The sequence below is a fragment of the Pseudomonas delhiensis genome, assembly GCF_900187975.1.
GTDB classification, from domain to species: Bacteria; Pseudomonadota; Gammaproteobacteria; order Pseudomonadales; family Pseudomonadaceae; genus Pseudomonas; species Pseudomonas delhiensis.
Genome location: NZ_FZPC01000001.1, coordinates 333,932 through 350,537, shown reverse-complemented (window position 1 = coordinate 350,537; position 16,606 = coordinate 333,932). Strand labels below are relative to the sequence as shown.

At 67.9% G+C, this 16,606-nt stretch carries 17 protein-coding genes; 10 read left to right on the top strand and 7 right to left on the bottom strand.

The features are described from left to right. Positions 1-25: 25 nt before the first annotated feature. The 6 genes from CHC02_RS30135 to CHC02_RS01585 form a co-directional block, all read right to left on the bottom strand. A complete protein-coding gene (locus CHC02_RS30135) occupies positions 26-187 on the bottom strand; it encodes a hypothetical protein (RefSeq protein ID WP_167364775.1) in 162 nt (53 codons plus the stop codon). 819 nt (positions 188-1,006) lie between these two features. Continuing rightward, positions 1,007-1,273: a DUF1427 family protein gene (locus CHC02_RS01605; protein ID WP_089389761.1), complete on the bottom strand. Its 267-nt coding sequence runs from the start codon at positions 1,271-1,273 to the stop codon at positions 1,007-1,009. 51 nt (positions 1,274-1,324) lie between these two features. Further along, complete coding sequence (locus CHC02_RS01600) at positions 1,325-1,978, bottom strand: hydrolase (RefSeq protein WP_089389760.1); 654 nt, start codon at positions 1,976-1,978, stop codon at positions 1,325-1,327. A gap of 131 nt (positions 1,979-2,109) precedes the next feature. After that, positions 2,110-3,051, bottom strand: coding sequence for a LysR family transcriptional regulator (locus CHC02_RS01595; RefSeq protein ID WP_089389759.1), 942 nt, complete (start codon positions 3,049-3,051; stop codon positions 2,110-2,112). A gap of 93 nt (positions 3,052-3,144) precedes the next feature. Next, the gene (locus CHC02_RS01590; protein WP_089389758.1) at positions 3,145-3,405 is read right to left on the bottom strand and encodes a hypothetical protein; all 261 of its coding nucleotides are present in this window, start codon (positions 3,403-3,405) and stop codon (positions 3,145-3,147) included. Positions 3,406-3,578: 173 nt separating this feature from the next. Next, positions 3,579-4,454: a LysR substrate-binding domain-containing protein gene (locus tag CHC02_RS01585; RefSeq protein WP_089389757.1), complete on the bottom strand. Its 876-nt coding sequence runs from the start codon at positions 4,452-4,454 to the stop codon at positions 3,579-3,581. A 241-nt stretch (positions 4,455-4,695) separates the two neighbouring features. Here CHC02_RS01585 and CHC02_RS01580 point away from each other — a divergent pair, with 241 nt between their 5' ends. From CHC02_RS01580 to CHC02_RS01535, 10 genes are all read left to right on the top strand, one after another. Continuing rightward, positions 4,696-5,871: a porin gene (locus CHC02_RS01580; RefSeq protein ID WP_089389756.1), complete on the top strand. Its 1,176-nt coding sequence runs from the start codon at positions 4,696-4,698 to the stop codon at positions 5,869-5,871. Positions 5,872-5,966: 95 nt separating this feature from the next. Beyond that, on the top strand, positions 5,967-6,905 hold the full coding sequence (locus CHC02_RS01575; RefSeq protein ID WP_089389755.1) for a LysR substrate-binding domain-containing protein: 939 nt from the start codon (positions 5,967-5,969) through the stop codon (positions 6,903-6,905). A gap of 214 nt (positions 6,906-7,119) precedes the next feature. Next, positions 7,120-8,544 (top strand): aldehyde dehydrogenase, encoded by a 1,425-nt coding sequence (gene aldA, locus CHC02_RS01570; protein ID WP_089389754.1) that lies wholly within the window; start codon positions 7,120-7,122, stop codon positions 8,542-8,544. A gap of 88 nt (positions 8,545-8,632) precedes the next feature. Beyond that, entirely contained in the window at positions 8,633-9,928 is a 1,296-nt protein-coding gene (locus CHC02_RS01565; RefSeq protein WP_425262377.1) for an MFS transporter, read from the top strand. Next, positions 9,925-11,142 carry a mandelate racemase/muconate lactonizing enzyme family protein gene (locus tag CHC02_RS01560; protein ID WP_089389752.1) on the top strand — a complete coding sequence of 406 codons (1,218 nt, stop codon included), beginning with the start codon at positions 9,925-9,927 and terminating at the stop codon, positions 11,140-11,142. Before CHC02_RS01565 ends, CHC02_RS01560 begins: the two co-directional genes overlap by 4 nt. 52 nt (positions 11,143-11,194) lie before the next feature. Then, positions 11,195-12,844 carry a GMC family oxidoreductase gene (locus CHC02_RS01555; RefSeq protein ID WP_089389751.1) on the top strand — a complete coding sequence of 550 codons (1,650 nt, stop codon included), beginning with the start codon at positions 11,195-11,197 and terminating at the stop codon, positions 12,842-12,844. Positions 12,845-12,936: 92 nt separating this feature from the next. Further along, positions 12,937-13,518, top strand: coding sequence for a DJ-1/PfpI family protein (locus CHC02_RS01550; protein WP_089389750.1), 582 nt, complete (start codon positions 12,937-12,939; stop codon positions 13,516-13,518). Between the two features lie 32 nt (positions 13,519-13,550). After that, on the top strand, positions 13,551-13,853 hold the full coding sequence (locus CHC02_RS01545) for a ribbon-helix-helix domain-containing protein (RefSeq protein WP_009615780.1): 303 nt from the start codon (positions 13,551-13,553) through the stop codon (positions 13,851-13,853). A 129-nt stretch (positions 13,854-13,982) separates the two neighbouring features. Continuing rightward, complete coding sequence (locus CHC02_RS01540) at positions 13,983-14,150, top strand: YhfG family protein (protein ID WP_009615782.1); 168 nt, start codon at positions 13,983-13,985, stop codon at positions 14,148-14,150. A gap of 2 nt (positions 14,151-14,152) precedes the next feature. Next, positions 14,153-14,749 carry a putative adenosine monophosphate-protein transferase Fic gene (locus CHC02_RS01535; RefSeq protein WP_089389749.1) on the top strand — a complete coding sequence of 199 codons (597 nt, stop codon included), beginning with the start codon at positions 14,153-14,155 and terminating at the stop codon, positions 14,747-14,749. A 205-nt stretch (positions 14,750-14,954) separates the two neighbouring features. Here CHC02_RS01535 and CHC02_RS01530 read toward each other — a convergent pair whose 3' ends face one another. Beyond that, complete coding sequence (locus CHC02_RS01530; protein WP_089389748.1) at positions 14,955-16,478, bottom strand: fumarate hydratase; 1,524 nt, start codon at positions 16,476-16,478, stop codon at positions 14,955-14,957. Between the last annotated feature and the right edge of the window lie 128 nt (positions 16,479-16,606).

Sequence of the window (16,606 nt, the reverse complement as noted above, 5' to 3'; positions counted from 1 at the left end):
GGGTGCCAGAAGGCAAAGGAGACTTCTATTGAGCCCCGGCGATTTCGACCACGTTCAGGTCGATGGACTGCACCATTCTCTGCACCCTCGGATCTAGGCCGAGCGTTCGTGCGTTGAGATACCTGTAGCAGTTCACATCCACGATCTTGGCGGTGTACTTGCCGGTATCGCTGATCACCAGCACCACGCGCTGGTTGTTCAGCGAAAAGTGGATTTATTTTCCTGCTCTAAAGCTGACTAATTGGAGGGATATAGAATATATGGAATAAATCTGTCCTCATTTCGCACTTGTCCCCATTTCGCACTGGCGGATGCGGGAAAGGGGGACGGCGAGACGGTGCCGGTGCAGCCGTCGGCGAAGGTGGTGACGGTGCTCTAGCCGGCCGTGTCAGGGAGCCTGCGGTGAAGGGGCTCCCTGTTCCGGTTGGGAGGCGAAATGGCTTTTCTCCCATTCGCGATCGGGACGGTTCGGACATGGGGCGGGGATGCATGCGCTGTATGAGTCTGTGCAATAATTGAGCACCGCACGAGGTGCCTCAAGACTGCGAAAGCGAAGATGGAGAGGGAAAAGAAGGGGAACCAGCCCCCAGCTTTGCGGAGTTTCCAACACAGCAGCAGTCGGATTGCTAGCGCCTTGTCCGTGGCGGTGAGGGGCCATGACATGGCGATGCCCCAGGCGGGGGATGCGTCGCGGGCTACAGATCGACTCGCCTCCTGCGGTGAGACGGTTCTGAATGTTCGGCGGGCGCTGGACATGCTGGAGAATCCACCGAAGGCTAACAGGGCCTTGAAGAAGATCCTCTCGCTGCGCTGACTGCTGGCGCTAAAAAAGTCCAGAGATTAAATCCGTCTCCTTTCCTGCCTGCGGAGCGAAGCGTCATCCGGCAACGGCGGATAACGCTTCGCGTTATGCGCCCTACGGTGGGGGCGTTTCTATGCGGTGGCATGCAGCCTCTCGGCATCGGTCGTCAGGTATTCCGGCGCGCTCCGGAAACGCGGGCGCCGATCACCGCTGGCCCTGCCGATCTTCCCGAGCCTGTACCTCATGCCCTGCCGCTACGCCGGAAGCCGGCGCCTGCCGTTCCGCGGTGGCGCTGGCGGCTGGCGGGGGTTGGGCCAGTCGCCTGGCCAGTGGCAGCGCCTGTTCGCCGAGCAGCATGCCCAGCAGGCCGAGCAGCGCTATGGCCGGTGGCGCCGGCGAGCGGACGCCGCTCAGGGAATAGATGACGCCCACCAGCAGGCCGACGCCCAGGGACAGCAGATAGGCTTTCATGGCGTGCTTCCCGATGGGGCGGCGGGTGGCCCGCCGCCGGGTGTGCCGGGCTCAGCCCTGGTGGCCGCCGAGCATGCTTTTGGCGTACTGGATGCCGATGCCGAAGGCGCCGCCGAACTCGATCGAGATGCCGGTGGTGAGGTCGTAGGTCTCCACCCGCGCCCAGTCGCGCTGCAGTTCCAGCAGGTAGGTGAGGGCGGTGATCGGCCGGGCGCCGGCCTGGAGCATGCGCTGCACCGCGCGCTCGTGGGCCTCGGCGGTGCAGTCGCCGCAGGCGTCGGTCACCACGTAGACCTCGAAGCCCTGTTCCAGCGCCGAGAGCACCGGGCCGTTGCAGCACACCGAGGTCCACAGGCCGCACATCACCAGGCGCGCCTTGTCGGTGGCGTTGATGGCGGCGATGAAGGGCTCGTCTTCCCAGGCGTTGGAAGTGCTGCGGTCGATGACCTCGGCGTCGGGGAAGGCTTGGCTGACTTCGGGGAACAGCGGGCCGGCGAAGCTTTCCCGGGAGATGGTCGAGATGACCGTGGGCACGCCGAAGCCCTTGGCGGCGTTGGCGAGGATCGCGGTGTTGGCGCGCAGGCTGGTGATGTCGATGGACTTGGTGTTGAAGGCCATCTGCGACTGGTGGTCGATCAGTACCAGGGCGTGGTCGTGGGGGCTGAGCAGGGAACGGGCGGGCTTGGCGGACGCTTTGACGCTCATGGGGGAGTCCTCCTCTGGTGGGATGCCGGCGGCCGTGGCTGCCGATCTCCGCCGAGTCTATGGACCTGGCACGGCGTGCGGGTGTGCGTTTGCGCGGAGTCGAATCCGCAGGATTGCGGACGGCCTCGGCGCTAGCGGTCGGGCAGGGCGAGGGAGGCGGGGCGCGGTTCGCGGCCTTCGATGAAGTCGCGCTGGCGGACGATGGCCTCGGCGCAGTGGGTGAGGAAGGCGTATACCCGGCCGGACTTGCGGATGTCCGGGTGGGTGAGCACCCAGAGTTCGTCGTGGACCTCCGGCTGCACCGGGCTGATGCGCACCAGGCCGGGCACCAGGTCACCGTGCATGCAGGGCAGGAAGCCGATGCCCATGCCGGCGGCGATGGCCGCGGCGACGCCGGCCACCGAGTCGCTGCGGTAGCCGATCCGCTGCGGCGCGACGCGCTGCTCGACGAAGCCGTAGGCGCGCAGGCCGGCCAGGCCGCGGCCGTAGGACACCCATTGGCGCTGCCAGAGTTCGTCGAGGGCGGGGGAGTGGCCGACGTAGTCGACGCGGCGCCCGTAGATGGCCCAGGCCACGGTGGCCACCTTGCGCCCGAACAGGTTCTCCGGCGGCACCAGGGTGGCGCGGAAGGCGACGTCCGAGTCGCCGCGGGCCAGGTTCAGCGGCTGGTTGCTCACCAGCACCTCGATGTGGATTTCCGGGTTGGCCGCCTGGAAGCCGGCGATGATGGGGGTGAGGAAGTCCAGCAGCAGGGCGTCGCTGGTGGTGACGCGCAGGTCGCCCTTGTAGCCCTGGGCATGGCTCGACACCCGCCGCGCCGCGCTGAGGATGTCCTGCTCCAGGCGCGCGCCCAGCTCGACCAGCTCGGCGCCGGCGGCGGTGGGGGCGTAGCCGCTGCGGCGGCGGTCGAAGAGGGCCACGCCGAGGGTGCCTTCCAGGGCCGCCAGGCGCCGCGAGACGGTCGAGTGGTTCAGCCCCAGCGCGGCGGCTGCGGCGACCAGGCTGCCGCCTTCGCCGATGGCCTTGACGATGCGCAGGTCGTCCCAGGAAAGCTTGTGCAGGGGATCGGTCATGGGGCTCCTCGGCGGGCTCTGTGGGCTACGGACCTGGAAAGGTAGCAGCAAAAAGCCCGGCGATCGCCTGCCGGCCCCGGCGCAAGCCTGGGTTCAGGAGCTCATCAGCCCGCGGATCCGCGTGGTGAGGCTGTCCAGCTGGCGGAGGGTGCCCACGTCGTGGGCGCGTTCGTCCTCGGCCTGCGACAGGCCCAGGGCGACGTTGGCCAGGGCGTGGACCCGCGCCGGCTCCACGCCCAGCATATGGGCGACGCGCTTGGCGGTGGCGGTGTCGTTGAGGGCTTCCTGGGCGGCGTCGAGCAGCTCCTTCAGCAGCCGCTCGTCCAGCAGGTTCAGTGTGTGCTTGATAGACATGGTCTTGTCCTTGCGGTGGAAGTTTCCGGCGTCCGTGAGCGGGGGCGGACTCCAGCGCATGATCTTGGACCTGCGGGCCCTTGGGAGGAGCCCGAAGGCCTGTGCAATTCCTCCGAGTCGGGCGGGGGAGATTTCCCCGCATGGCGCGAAGCTGTCGGCAAATCCTTAAACGGCTAGGGGTTGCTCACCAATTCCAGCCACTCCTGGAAGCGCTGTACCTTGGACAGGCCGCGCTTGTCCGTGGGGATGTCCAGCCAGTAGCCGTAGGGGCCGATCACTTCCACCGGGGTGATCGGCAGCAGGCTGCCGGCGGCCAGTTCGCGCTCGATCATCTGTCGGTCGATCACCGCCAGGCCGCCGCCGCCCAGGGCGGTGTGGATGACCTGGTCGAGGGTGCTGAACTCGATGCCGCTGCCGGCGTCGACGTCGTTGCGGCCCACGGCTTCCAGCCAGTTCTCCCAGACCTTCAGGCGCTTGCCCTCGTGGAGGATGTGCAGCAGCGGGTGGGCGTCCAGCTCCGGCGCGCGCTCGCCGTCGAACAGCTCCGGGCTGGCCACGGCGATGTGCCGTTCCATCACCAGCAGGTGGCTGTGGCAGTGGGGGGCGGCTTGCAGGCCGAAGCGGATGCGGCAGTCCAGTTCGCCGGGGTTGTCCGGGTCCTGGGCGTTGGTCACGCTCAGGCTGATGTCCGGGTAGCGCTGCAGGAAGCTGCGCAGGCGCGGCGACAGCCAGCGCGTGCCCCAGGTGGGCGGGGCGAGGATGCGCAGGCGCTGGCGCAGGTTGGGCACGCGCACCGCCTGCAGGGCGCGCTCGATGCGCTCGAAGGCCTCGCCCAGGTGCGGCGCCAGGGCGCCGCCGGCCTCGGTGAGGCTCAGGCCGCGGGGCGTGCGCACGAACAGGCTGACGCCCAGGTAGTCCTCCAGTTGCTTGATCTGCCGGCTCACCGCGCCCTGGGTGACGTTGAGCGCCTCGGCGGCGCGGTTGAAGCTGCGGTGGTGGGCGACTTCCTCGAAGACCCGGAGCATGTTCAGGGGCGGCAGGCTGCGCATGGGGCGGCTTCCGAAAGGGGGGCGCGGGGTGGCGCGCGCGGGCTGGTCGTGGTGCGTCGATTCTAGCGCCGGGGCAGGTCCCACAAACATGCGTTTTTCTCCGGTTCGCCCGGCGATTTAGTCGTTTGTGCGCGGTTCGCGCCAGCGGCTAGTTTCGGCCGCGCACAAGGTGTGGGGGGAGTGTCCGCGCCGGGTGCGCCGAATAACGACAAGAACTTCGCCGAGGCTTTCCATTGTGGCCATGTTTCCCCTGCCGCGCCGCTGTGCGCACCTGCTGTTTCCCGTCCTGCTGACCTGCAGCGCCGCCGCCCTGGCGGTGCCGGTGACGGACGAACTCGACGTCGGCGGCGCCATCCGCGCGCGCTTCGACCACGACCCGGACCGCGACATCGACAAGGCCGGCTTCGACACCCTGATGCTGCGCGCCACCTATACCTCCGACAGCTGGATAGGCGCGGCGCGCTACCGCTTCTACGGCAAGCAGTACCCCTACCAGTACACCGACCACATCGGCGACGTCGCCTTCGCCGAATATGCCTGGGTCGGCTACCGCTTCGATGCCGATCGCCAGGTGCAGGTCGGCCTCAACCAGGTCCCCTTCGGCCTGCAGCCGTACTTCGGCAGCACTTTCTACGAGACCCTCGGCAACGTGGTGGGCCTGGAGGACGTCTCGGCGGTGGGCGCCAAGTACATCCAGCAGCAGGGCGACTGGAACCTGCAGGCGGGTCTGTACGGCCGCCCGGCCTGGCCGGGGCGCGGCACCAGCAACGGCAGCACCTACTCGACGGTGGTGACCTCCGCCGACGACTACGTGCCCGAGGGTACCCGCAACCAGGAGCGGCAGATCGTGGTGGCCCGCCTGGCGCGCTCGCTGCAGCTGGGCGAGTGGAAATCCGAGGTCGGGGTTTCCGCGCTGACCTCGCGCCTGGAGAACAAGGACACCCACGACGCCGGCCGGCGCAACGCCTACGCCCTGCACTACCTGGGGCAGAACGGCCCCTGGAGCGTGCAGCTGCAGGCCGGGCGCCAGCAGATGTCGCCGCGCAACCCGGGCAGCGACGAGGTGGTCAGCTTCGGCGGCTACGACGGCACCTTCAACGTCGCCAGCCGCGGCAACCTCTACGTCGGCGACCTCAGCTACAGCTTCCCCGGCACCTTCGTCGGCGGCTGGGTGAGCGGCATGAAGGTCTACGGCAACTACAGCCGCTTCGACAAGTCGGCCACTGGCTTCGACGCCTCCGAGCGCTTCATCCTCGGCACCTCCTTCTCGGTGCGCTCCTTCTACATCGCCGTGGAGTGGCTCAACGGCCGCAACGACCCCTACATCGGCGGCAGCAGCTACACCGACAGCCTGGCCCGGGGCGGCACCGACCACTGGGAGAACCAGCTGTACGCCAACGTCGGTTATTACTTCTGAGTGAGCCTCGGCGGCGGTCCCGGTGACTCCGGGGCCGCTGCCATACTCCAATGCGCATGCCGCGTCCAACGGGGGGCGCGAGGGGAGGGCCAGCGATGAAGCGCAAGATCCCGGCGCTCAATGCACTCAAGGCGTTCGAGGTGGCCGGCAGCACCGGCAGCTTCACCCGTGCCGCCGAATTGCTCAACGTCACCCAGAGCGCGGTCAGCCGCCAGGTGCGCCAGCTCGAGGAGCAACTCGGCGAGCCGCTGCTGCAGCGCCGCCACCATCACCTGCAGCTGACCGACGCCGGGCGCATGCTGCTGCGCGCGCTGCAGCAGTCGTTCGACCGCATCGAGCTGACGGTGCGCGGCATCCAGCAGCGCCAGCACCTCAACCGCCTGCGCCTGAACGCCCCGCCGACCTTCGCCAGCCGCTGGCTGCTGCCGCGCCTGGGGCGCCTGCGCGAGGCCCACCCGGGGCTGGAGGTCACCCTCACCACGCACCTGCAGGACAGCCTGGCCGAGACCGGCACCCTGGACTGCGCCATCCGCTTCGGCAACGGCGAGTGGGAGGGCCTGGACAGCTCGCTGCTGATGCACGAGAAGCACATCGCCGTGTGCGCGCCGGGCCTGCTGGCGCAGCGCGAGGAACAGGGCCTGGAGCTGAACGGCATGACCCTGCTGCACGTGCTGGCCCGCGACGACCAGCGCTACCTGACCTGGCGCCACTGGCTGGACGCGGCGAAGATCCAGGGCGTCGACCTGCAGGGCGGCTACGAGTTCGACCTGCTGGACATGGCCATCCGCGCCGCCATCGATGGCCTGGGCGTGACCATGGCCGACCGCCAGATGGTGGCCCGCGAACTGGTGGCCGGGCAGCTGGTGCAACTGCTCGACGTGCAGGTGGATGGCCACCAGTCCTACTGGTGGGTGAGCCGCCCGGGGCAGGAACTGCCGGAGCACGTGGAGCGCTTCCGCGACTGGCTGCTGGAGGAGGTGCGCCTGGCCGAGCGCAGCCTGGACAACGCCGCGCACATCGTCAGCCCGCGCTGAAGCGCCGCCGGGTAACATGCGAAAAATGCAGGTTACCCGGCGTTATTAATCGTTTGTCCGGCCTGCTGCGCCTGTCGAAACTTGGCCCATCCAAGAACGACAAGAGTGTTGCCCCATGCCTGCCCGCACCCGCCTGCCGGCGCGGCTTCGCGCCCGCCCCGCGCTCCGCCTGTCGTTCCTCCGCCACCGCGCTGCTTGAACCACAGGAATGCCCATGCGTACTGACCAGAACTTCATCGACGGCCGTTTCCACGACTGCGGCGTGGCCGCGCGCATCGCCGTGTTCGACCCGGCCACCGGGGCCTGCATCGCCGAAGTGCCGGCGGCCACCGAGGCCGAGGTGCTGAGCGCGGTCGAAGCCGCGCAACGCGCCCAGCGCGACTGGGCCAGGCTGCCGGCCATCGAGCGCGGCGAGCACCTGCGGCGCTTCGCCGAGGCCATCGAGCGCAACGCCGCGGGCATCGGCGCGGCGCTGGCCCGCGAGTCCGGCAAGAGCGTGCAGGACGCCACCAGCGAAGCGTTCTACGCCGCGCAGATCACCCGCTACCACGCCGAGTGGGCGCGGCGCATCGAAGGCGAGGTGATCCCCAGCGACTCGCGCGACGAGACCATCCTGCTGCAGCGCGAGCCGATCGGCGTGGTGGCCTGCCTGATCCCCTTCAACTATCCGGTCTACACCCTGCTGCGCAAGGTCGCCCCGGCGCTGATCGCCGGCAATACCGTGGTGGTGCGGCCGAGCAACAACACCCCGACCTCGGCCTTCGAGATCGCCCGCGCCGCCGCCGAGGCCGAGCTGCCAGCCGGCGTGTTCAACGTGCTGACCATGGTCCACGAGGTGGCTGCCAGCCTCTGCCAGCACCCGGCGGTGGGCATGATCACCCTGACCGGCAGCGTCGGCGCCGGGCGCACCGTGCTCGACTACTGCAAGGCCAACATCGCCAAGCCGTCCCTGGAGCTGGGCGGCAAGACCCCGGCGATCATCGAGGCCGACGCCGACCTGGAGCAGGCCGCCAGCGCCATCGCCGCGTCCAAGACCACCCACTGCGGCCAGCTGTGCACCGCCATCGAGCGCGTGTACGTGCAGGCCGGCGTGCACGACCGCTTCCTCGCCCTGCTGCGCGAGAAGCTCGCCGCCGTGCGCATCGGCGACCGCGCCGAGGACGCTTCGCGCATGGGCCCGCTGGTCAACGCCCGCGCGCGCCAGGACGTCCACGCCAAGGTGCGGCGCGCCCTGGCCGAAGGCGCGCGCCTGGAATGCGGCGGCGTGCTGCCGGAAGGGCCGGGGCACTTCTACCCGGCCACCCTGCTGAGCGAGTGCCGCCAGGACATGGAGATCGTCCAGGAGGAAATCTTCGGCCCGGTGCTGCCGGTGCTGCGCTACGAGACCCTCGACGACGCCCTGGCCATGGCCAACGACCACCAGTTCGGCCTGGCCTCGGTGCTCTACAGCGAGAACTACCGCACGGCGATGAAGGTGGCCAACGCCATCGAGGCCGGCGAGCTGTACGTCAACCGTACCCCCGCCGACCCCTACCAGGGCTATCACGCCGGCTGGAAGCGCTCGGGCCTGGGCGGCGACGACGGCAAGCACGGGATGCTGGAGTTCACCCAGACCCGCCTGGTGGTCCTGAAGTACTGACGAGCCGCGCCGGGCGCCTGCCTGCGCCCGGCGCGCGCCGCGCTTTTCCGACAACCCGCCGGTGCCCGCGCCGGCCACGAGACGCATGATGAAAAAAACAATAAGTGCAGAGGCCATGCCCATGGCCGTTCCGTCCAGCGCCAACCTGTCCCGCTACCTGCAACTGGCCCTGCTGGTGCTCGCCGCCGGCGCCATCTACCCCATGCTCTACCTACGCCAGGTGTACCAGAGCACCATGCTCGAGGCCCTGGCCATCAGCAACAGCGAGCTGGGCTACCTGTATTCCATCCTCGGCACCGCCTTCCTGCTCAGCTACCTGCCCAGCGGCTGGCTGGCCGACCGCATCGCCCCGCGCTTCCTCATCGGCTTCTCGCTGCTGGGCACCGGCGCGCTGGGCCTGTGGTACGCGCAACTGCCCGGCTTCCCGGCGCTGCTGGCGATCTTCTGCGGCTTCGGCATCAGCACCGGGCTGACCTTCTGGGCCTCGCTGATCAAGCGGGTGAAGATGCTCGCCGGCGACGACGAGCAGGGCCGCTTCTTCGGCGTGCTCGACGGCGGCCGCGGGCTGGTGGAAGCGCTGCTGGCCACCGTGGCCATCGCGCTGTTCGCCTACGTCACCGAAACCCGTGGCGAGCGCAACGCCGAGGGCCTGCAACTGGTCATCCACTTCTACGCCGCCTGCTGCATCGCCCTCGGCGCCGCGCTGATGCTGCTGCGCGACCCCCGGGGCGCGCGTGGCGAAGCGGCCATCGAGAAGGGCAACCTGTGGCAGGACCTGCGCACCCTGGCGCGCATCCCCGAGTTGTGGCTGGTGACCGCCATCGTCTTCTGCGGCTACCACTTCTTCTGGGCCACCTACAGCTTCTCGGCCTACCTGCAGGAAGGCGGCTTCGGCCTCAGCGCCACCATGGCCGGGCTGATCACCACCATCAAGCTGTGGATGCGCCCGCTGGGCGGCATCGGCGGCGGCTGGCTGGGCGACCGCTTCTCCCGGACCGGCGTGCTGACCTGGGCCATGCTGCTCTCGGCCCTGGGCATGCTCGGCCTGGTGCTGCTGCCGAGCCTGCACGTGCTGGGCGTGCTGGTGTTCCTGGTGATCTTCATCGGCCTGATGACCTACGCCATCCGCGGGCTGTACTGGGCCATCCTCGACGACTGCCACATCCCCCTGCGGGTCACCGGCCTGGCCATCGGCATCATCTCCCTGGTGGGCTACTCGCCGGACGTCTTCCTGCCGCTGCTCAATGGCTGGATCACCGACCGCTTCCCCGGCTTCGTCGGCTACCAGATCTACTTCTCCTACGTCGTGGCGGTGGGCCTGCTGGGCGTGGTCGCCACCCTGATCCTGAAGAAACGTATCGACAAGAGAGCGCGCCAAGCATGAAAGTCGTCTCCCTGCAGACCCACGTGGTCGCCGTCCCGCCGCCGCATGTCGGCGGCATGTACTGGCTGTTCGTGACCCTCAAGACCGACTGCGGCATCGAGGGCGTCGGCGAGATCTACGCCGCCACCTTCCACCCCAGGGCCATGGTCCCGGTGATCGAGGACGTGTTCCAGCGCTACCTGCTGGACCAGGACCCGCACCACATCGAGCGCTTCTTCCGGCGCGCCTATTCCAGCGGCTTCACCCAGCGCCCGGACCTGACCATGATGGGCGTGGTCAGCGGCCTGGAAATGGCCTGCTGGGACATCATCGGCAAGGCGGCGAACAAGCCGGTGTACGAACTGCTCGGCGGCAAGGTCCACGAACGCCTGCGCTCCTACACCTACCTGTACCCGAAGAACGCCCGGGGCGAGTACGACTACTCCGACCCGGACCTGGCCGCCGAATGCGCGGTGCAGAACATGAACCTGGGCTTCACCGCGCTGAAGTTCGACCCGGCCGGGCCCTACACCGCGTTCTCCGGCCACCAGTTGTCGCTGGAGGTGCTGGAGCGCTGCGAAACTTTCTGCCGCAAGGTCCGCGAAGCGGTGGGCAACCAGTGCGACCTGTTGTTCGGCAGCCACGGACAGATGGTGCCGTCCTCGGCCATCCGCCTCGCCAGGCGCCTGGAGAAGTACGACCCGCTGTGGTTCGAGGAGCCGGTTCCGCCGGGCCAGGAAGAGGCCATGGGCCAGGTCGCGGCCAAGACCAGCATCCCCATCGCCACCGGCGAGCGGCTGACCACCAAGTACGAGTTCTTCCGCCTGTTGCAGGCCGGCGGCGCCTCCATCCTGCAGATGAACCTGGGGCGCTGCGGTGGCCTGCTGGAAGGCAAGAAGATCGCGTCCATGGCCGAGGCCTTCTACGCGCAGATCGCCCCGCACCTGTACAACGGCCCCATCGGCGCCGCGGCCAGCTTCCAACTGGCGGCCTGCACGCCGAACTTCCTGATCCAGGAAAGCATCGGCACCTGGGACGGTTTCCACGCGGAAATCCTCAAGCAGCCGCTGCACTGGGAAGACGGCTACATCATCCCCTCCAGCGAGCCCGGCCTGGGCGTGGAGCTGGACATGGACGTGGTGCGCCGGCATTCCCCCTACACCGGCGAGCGGCTGCACCTGCAGATGGGCCCGGACCCGGTGGACGTCAAGGACACCGCCCCGGCCAAGGGCTGACCCCGCGCCCGCGCCGGCCGGCGCGGGCCCCCTCACTTGCGGTACGAGATTCATGAAATACGACTACATCATCGTCGGCGCCGGCTCGGCCGGCTGCATCCTGGCCAGCCGCCTGAGCGAATCCGGCGAGCACAGCGTCCTGCTGCTTGAAGCCGGCGGCAAGGACGCCTCGCCCTGGTTCAAGGTGCCGGTGGGCTTCGCCAAGCTCTACTACAACCCGGCGTACAACTGGATGTACTACAGCCAGCCGCAGGCGCAACTCGCCGGTCGCCAGCTGTACGCACCGCGCGGGAAAGTGCAGGGCGGCTCCGGCTCGATCAACGCGATGATCTACGTGCGCGGCCAGGCCCACGACTTCGATGACTGGGCGGCGGGCGGCAACGACGGCTGGTCGTTCAAGGAGGTGCTGCCGTACTTCCGCAAGCTGGAGTCCCACCCGCTGGGCGACGGCGAGTACCACGGCGCCAGCGGGCCGATCCGCATCAGCCCGATGAAGGGCCACACCCACCCGATCTGCGACGCCTTCCTCAAGGGCTGCGGGGAACTGGGCTACCCGCGCAGCGAGGACTTCAACGGCGAGCACTTCGAAGGCGCCGGCATCTACGACGTCAACACCCGCGATGGCCAGCGCTGCTCCAGCAGCTTCGCCTACCTGCACCCGGCGCTGGGCCGGCCGAACCTGCACATCGAGCACCACGCCCTGGCCGAGCGCATCCTGTTCGACGAGCACAGGCGCGCCATCGGCGTCAGCATCAGCCAGCACGGCGTGCAGCGCGAATTCCATGCCCGCCGCGAAGTCATCCTGGCGGCCGGCGCGGTGGATTCGCCGAAGCTGCTGCAACTGTCCGGCGTGGCCGACCGCGAACTGCTGCAGGAGCACCGCATCCCCGAGGTGCTGCACCTGCCGGCGGTGGGCAAGAACCTGCAGGACCACCTGTGCGTCAGCTACTACTACAAGGCCGGCATCAAGACCCTCAACGACGAGTTCGGCTCGCTGTTCGGCCAGCTGAAGCTGGGCCTGGAATACCTGCTGACGCGCAAGGGCCCGCTGTCGATGAGCGTCAACCAGAGCGGCGGCTTCTTCCGCGGCGACGACAGCCAGCGGCACCCGAACCTGCAGCTGTACTTCAACCCGCTGTCCTACCAGATCCCCAGGAGCAGCAAGGCCAGCCTCAAGCCGGAGCCTTACTCGGGCTTCCTGCTGTGCTTCAACCCGTGCCGCCCGACCAGCCGCGGCGAAGTGCGCATCGCCTCGAAGAACCCGGCCGACGCGGCGCTGATCGACCCCAACTACCTGAGCACGCAGAAGGACATCGACGAAGCCATCCAGGGTAGCCGGCTGATCCGCAGGATCATGAGCGCGCCGGCGCTCAAGGCGGTGACCGTGGAAGAGGTGCTGCCGGGTGCGGCGGTGCAGTCCGACGAGGCCATGCTGCGCTATTTTCGCGAGAACTGCGGCTCCATCTACCACCTGTGCGGCAGCTGCGCCATGGGCGCCGACCCGCAGACCTCGGTGGTCGACAAGCGCCTGCGGGTGCACGGCATCGAGGGCCTGCGGGTAGTGGATGCGTCGATCTTCCCCAACGTCACCTCCGGCAACACCAACGCGGCGGTGATGATGGTGGCGGAGAAGGGCGCCGAGCTGATCCTGGAGGATGCCCGCCAGGTCCGGGCCGAAGTGGCGCAGCGCCTGGCGGTGTAGTAGCGGCCTATTACCCGCCGCGGCGGGGAGTGGCTAACCTGTCTGGCATGCCCGGCCGCCCATGGCCGGGCCCTGCCCGGAGGAATGCCGCGATGGCCGCGAAGAAGATCCTGATGCTGGTCGGCGACTACGCCGAGGACTACGAAACCATGGTGCCCTTCCAAGCGCTGCAGATGGTCGGCCACGTCGTCCACGCGGTGTGCCCGGACAAGAAGGCGGGGCAGAGCGTGCGCACCGCCATCCACGACTTCGAGGGCGACCAGACCTACAGCGAGAAGCCGGGACACAACTTCGCCCTCAACGCCGACTTCGCCGGCGTGCGCGCCGAGGACTACGACGCCCTGCTGATCCCCGGCGGCCGCGCCCCGGAGTACCTGCGCCTGAACGCGAAGGTGATCGAGCTGGTGCGGGCCTTCGACGCCGCGAAGAAACCCATCGCCGCGGTCTGCCACGGCGCCCAGCTGCTGGCCGCCGCCGGCGTGCTGAAAGGCCGCGCCTGCAGCGCCTACCCGGCCTGCGGCCCGGAGGTGAAGCTGGCCGGCGGCGAGTACGTGGACATCCCGGTGGACGCCGCCCACGTCGACGGCAACCTGGTCAGCGCCCCGGCCTGGCCGGCGCACCCGGCGTGGCTGGCGAAGTTCCTCGAAGTGCTCGGCACGAAGATCAGCCTGTAGACTGGCATTCGCATCGATAAAGGAGGCGGAGCATGTGCGAGCTCTACGTGAAGGCTGACCCCATCCTCTACGAGTCCCGCTCGCGCTCCCTGCGCATTCGCGGCGTGGTCACCACCCTGCGCCTGGAGAACCAGTTCTGGGACATCCTGCGGGAGATCGCCGAGGTCGACGGCATGACCACCAACCAGCTCATCGCCAAGCTCTACGACGAGGTGATGGACTACCGCGGCGAGGTGGTCAACTTCGCCTCCTTCCTGCGCGTGAGCTGCACCCGCTACCTGGCCCAGCGCCGCGACAACATCGTGGAGCTGAGCCGGGTGCCGCGCAGCGCCTGAGCCCCGACCCTGTAGGAGCGGGCCCTGCCCGCGATTTCGCGCGCAGGGCGCGCTCCTACATGGGAATGCCGCAGGTGGGGCCAGCTCACGTATAATGGAATTTCAGCCCCTGAAGCGAGGCATCGACTGGTGAAAACCCCCAGCCTGGAAGCCAAGAAAGCCTACTGCGCCAAGACCCGTCGTTCCAACTACGCGGCCAGCCTGCGTCTGGAAGGCTACGAAGTTACTGAGAGCGACGCCGCCCGCGAATTGCCCAGCCGCGAAGCGGTCCTGCGCGCGTACCGCAAGCAGGCCTGAGCCTGGACAAGTACGGCGCCGGCCAGGACCCGTACTGCTATCCGGGTACGAGCGTCCTGCGCAATCACCTCGATCTTCACAGCGATGACCTGCTGTCCCGCGCCGAGCGCGACCTTTCCGAAATCGCCGCCAGCCATCTCGACTTCGAACCACCGCCTTACGACTTGGCGTACCTGAAACGCATCCACCATGCCCTGTTCCAGGACCTCTACGACTGGGCCGGGCAGATTCGCAGCGTGGATATCTCCAAGCGCGACACCCATTTCTGCAACGTCAATCGCATCGAACCGGAAGCCGACAAGATTTTCCGCACCATGGCGCGAGCCAACTGGTTCGAGGGCTACGAGCGTGAGCGACTGATAGTGGCCGTGGCCGAGCATTACGGCGACCTCAACATGATCCACCCGTTTCGCGAGGGCAATGGCCGGGCCCAGCGCATTCTGTTCGAGCACCTGATCGTCAACGTCGGATTCGAGGTCAACTGGTGGGCGGTGGAAGAGAACGAGTGGATCGGCGGCAACATAGACGCAGTGCTCTGTGATTACAGAGCGCTGGAACGCATCTTCGCGCACTGCATCGGCCAACCCATCGGATCGTAGGGCGGATAACCGTTCGCGGTTATCCGCCGGTGGCGTTGGCGTCGAGGCCTGTAGGAGCGAGGGAGCCGCCTGGTTCTTGTTCGCGAACGAGCTCCGCGGCGGGACATCAGGTTCGCGAGCAAGCTCGCTCCTACGAAGATCTGTCGCGCGGGCATGAAAAAGCCCGGCACATGGCCGGGCTTTTTCCTGGCGCGAAAGCGAAGGCTTACTTCACTTCCACCGCCAGGCTGTGGGCGATCTTGTCTTTCCAGATCGCAGGGCCGGTGATGTGCACCGACTCGCCGTTGGTGTCGACCGCCACGGTCACTGGCATGTCCTTCACCTCGAACTCGTAGATGGCTTCCATCCCCAGTTCGGCGAAGGCCAGGACCCTGGACTTCTTGATCGCCTGGGCCACCAGGTAGGCGGCGCCGCCCACGGCCATCAGGTACACGGCCTTGTTGTCCTTGATCGCCTCGATGGCGATGGGGCCGCGCTCGGACTTGCCGATCATGCCCAGCAGGCCTGTGCTTTCGAGAATCTGGCGGGTGAACTTGTCCATGCGGGTGGCGGTGGTCGGGCCGGCCGGGCCCACCACTTCGTCGCCTACCGGGTCGACCGGGCCGACGTAGTAGATGAAGCGGCCTTTCAGGTCCACCGGCAGTTCTTCGCCCTTGTTCAGCATGTCGACCATGCGCTTGTGCGCGGCGTCGCGGCCGGTGAGCATCTTGCCGTTGAGCAGCAGGGTCTCGCCCGGCTTCCAGCTCTGCACTTCTTCCGGGGTGATCTTGTCCAGGTCGACGCGGCGCGCGGAGGGGCCGGCTTCCCAGACGATTTCCGGATAGGCGTCCAGCGGCGGGGCTTCCAGTTCGGCAGGTCCCGAGCCGTCGAGCACGAAGTGGGCGTGGCGGGTGGCGGCGCAGTTGGGGATCATGCACACCGGCAGCGAGGCGGCGTGGGTCGGGTAGTCCATGATCTTCACGTCGAGCACGGTGGTCAGGCCGCCCAGGCCCTGGGCGCCGATGCCCAGCTGGTTGACCTTGTCGAACAGCTCCAGGCGCAGTTCCTCGATGCGGTTCTGCGGGCCACGGGCCTTCAGCTCGTGGATGTCGATCGGGTCCATCAGGACTTCCTTCGCCATCACCGCGGCCTTCTCGGCGGTACCGCCGATGCCGATGCCGAGCATGCCCGGCGGGCACCAGCCGGCGCCCATGGTCGGGACGGTCTTGAGCACCCAGTCGACGATGGAGTCGGACGGGTTGAGCATGGCCATCTTCGACTTGTTCTCGGAGCCGCCGCCCTTGGCCGCGACGTCGACCTCGACGGTGTTGCCGGGGACGATGGAGTAGTGGATCACCGCCGGGGTGTTGTCCTTGGTGTTCTTGCGGCTGCCTGCCGGGTCGGCCAGGATGGAGGCGCGCAGGACGTTCTCCGGCAGGTTGTAGGCGCGGCGCACGCCTTCGTTGATCATGTCGTCGACGCTCATGGTGGCGCCTTCCCAGCTCACGTCCATGCCGACGCGGACGAACACGGTGACGATGCCGGTGTCCTGGCAGATCGGGCGGTGGCCGGTGGCGCACATGCGCGAGTTGATGAGGATCTGCGCCATGGAATCGCGGGCGGCCGGCGATTCTTCGCGCAGGTATGCCTCATGCATGGCCTGGATGAAATCGACCGGGTGGTAGTAGGAGATGAACTGCAGGGCATCGGCGACGCTCTGGATGAGGTCGTCTTGCTTGATCACGGCCATGGAGCACGGTCCTCTTCAGGCGGGTATGTCAGGCGGGAATCTCAGGCGGCTAAGCCACGTACACCGAACGCGTCCGGTCAGGCACCGGCGCAAAAAGGGCGCCGTAGTATAGCGCCGTGCCAGGGCCG

Excerpts from the sequence above, each read along its gene's own strand:
- CHC02_RS01585 (WP_089389757.1), bottom strand. The coding sequence starts at position 4,454 with ATGCGCAGCCTGCCGCCCCTGAACATGCTCCGGGTCTTCGAGGAAGTC.
- CHC02_RS01550 (WP_089389750.1), top strand. The coding sequence starts at position 12,937 with ATGGCCGCGAAGAAGATCCTGATGCTGGTCGGCGACTACGCCGAGGAC.
- CHC02_RS01605 (WP_089389761.1), bottom strand. The coding sequence starts at position 1,273 with ATGAAAGCCTATCTGCTGTCCCTGGGCGTCGGCCTGCTGGTGGGCGTC.
- CHC02_RS01530 (WP_089389748.1), bottom strand. The coding sequence starts at position 16,478 with ATGGCCGTGATCAAGCAAGACGACCTCATCCAGAGCGTCGCCGATGCC.
- CHC02_RS01555 (WP_089389751.1), top strand. The coding sequence starts at position 11,195 with ATGAAATACGACTACATCATCGTCGGCGCCGGCTCGGCCGGCTGCATC.
- aldA (WP_089389754.1), top strand. The coding sequence starts at position 7,120 with ATGCGTACTGACCAGAACTTCATCGACGGCCGTTTCCACGACTGCGGC.
- CHC02_RS01600 (WP_089389760.1), bottom strand. The coding sequence starts at position 1,978 with ATGAGCGTCAAAGCGTCCGCCAAGCCCGCCCGTTCCCTGCTCAGCCCC.
- CHC02_RS01545 (WP_009615780.1), top strand. The coding sequence starts at position 13,551 with ATGTGCGAGCTCTACGTGAAGGCTGACCCCATCCTCTACGAGTCCCGC.
- CHC02_RS01595 (WP_089389759.1), bottom strand. The coding sequence starts at position 3,051 with ATGACCGATCCCCTGCACAAGCTTTCCTGGGACGACCTGCGCATCGTC.
- CHC02_RS01565 (WP_425262377.1), top strand. The coding sequence starts at position 8,633 with ATGAAAAAAACAATAAGTGCAGAGGCCATGCCCATGGCCGTTCCGTCC.
- CHC02_RS01575 (WP_089389755.1), top strand. The coding sequence starts at position 5,967 with ATGAAGCGCAAGATCCCGGCGCTCAATGCACTCAAGGCGTTCGAGGTG.
- CHC02_RS01560 (WP_089389752.1), top strand. The coding sequence starts at position 9,925 with ATGAAAGTCGTCTCCCTGCAGACCCACGTGGTCGCCGTCCCGCCGCCG.
- CHC02_RS01580 (WP_089389756.1), top strand. The coding sequence starts at position 4,696 with ATGTTTCCCCTGCCGCGCCGCTGTGCGCACCTGCTGTTTCCCGTCCTG.
- CHC02_RS01590 (WP_089389758.1), bottom strand. The coding sequence starts at position 3,405 with ATGTCTATCAAGCACACACTGAACCTGCTGGACGAGCGGCTGCTGAAG.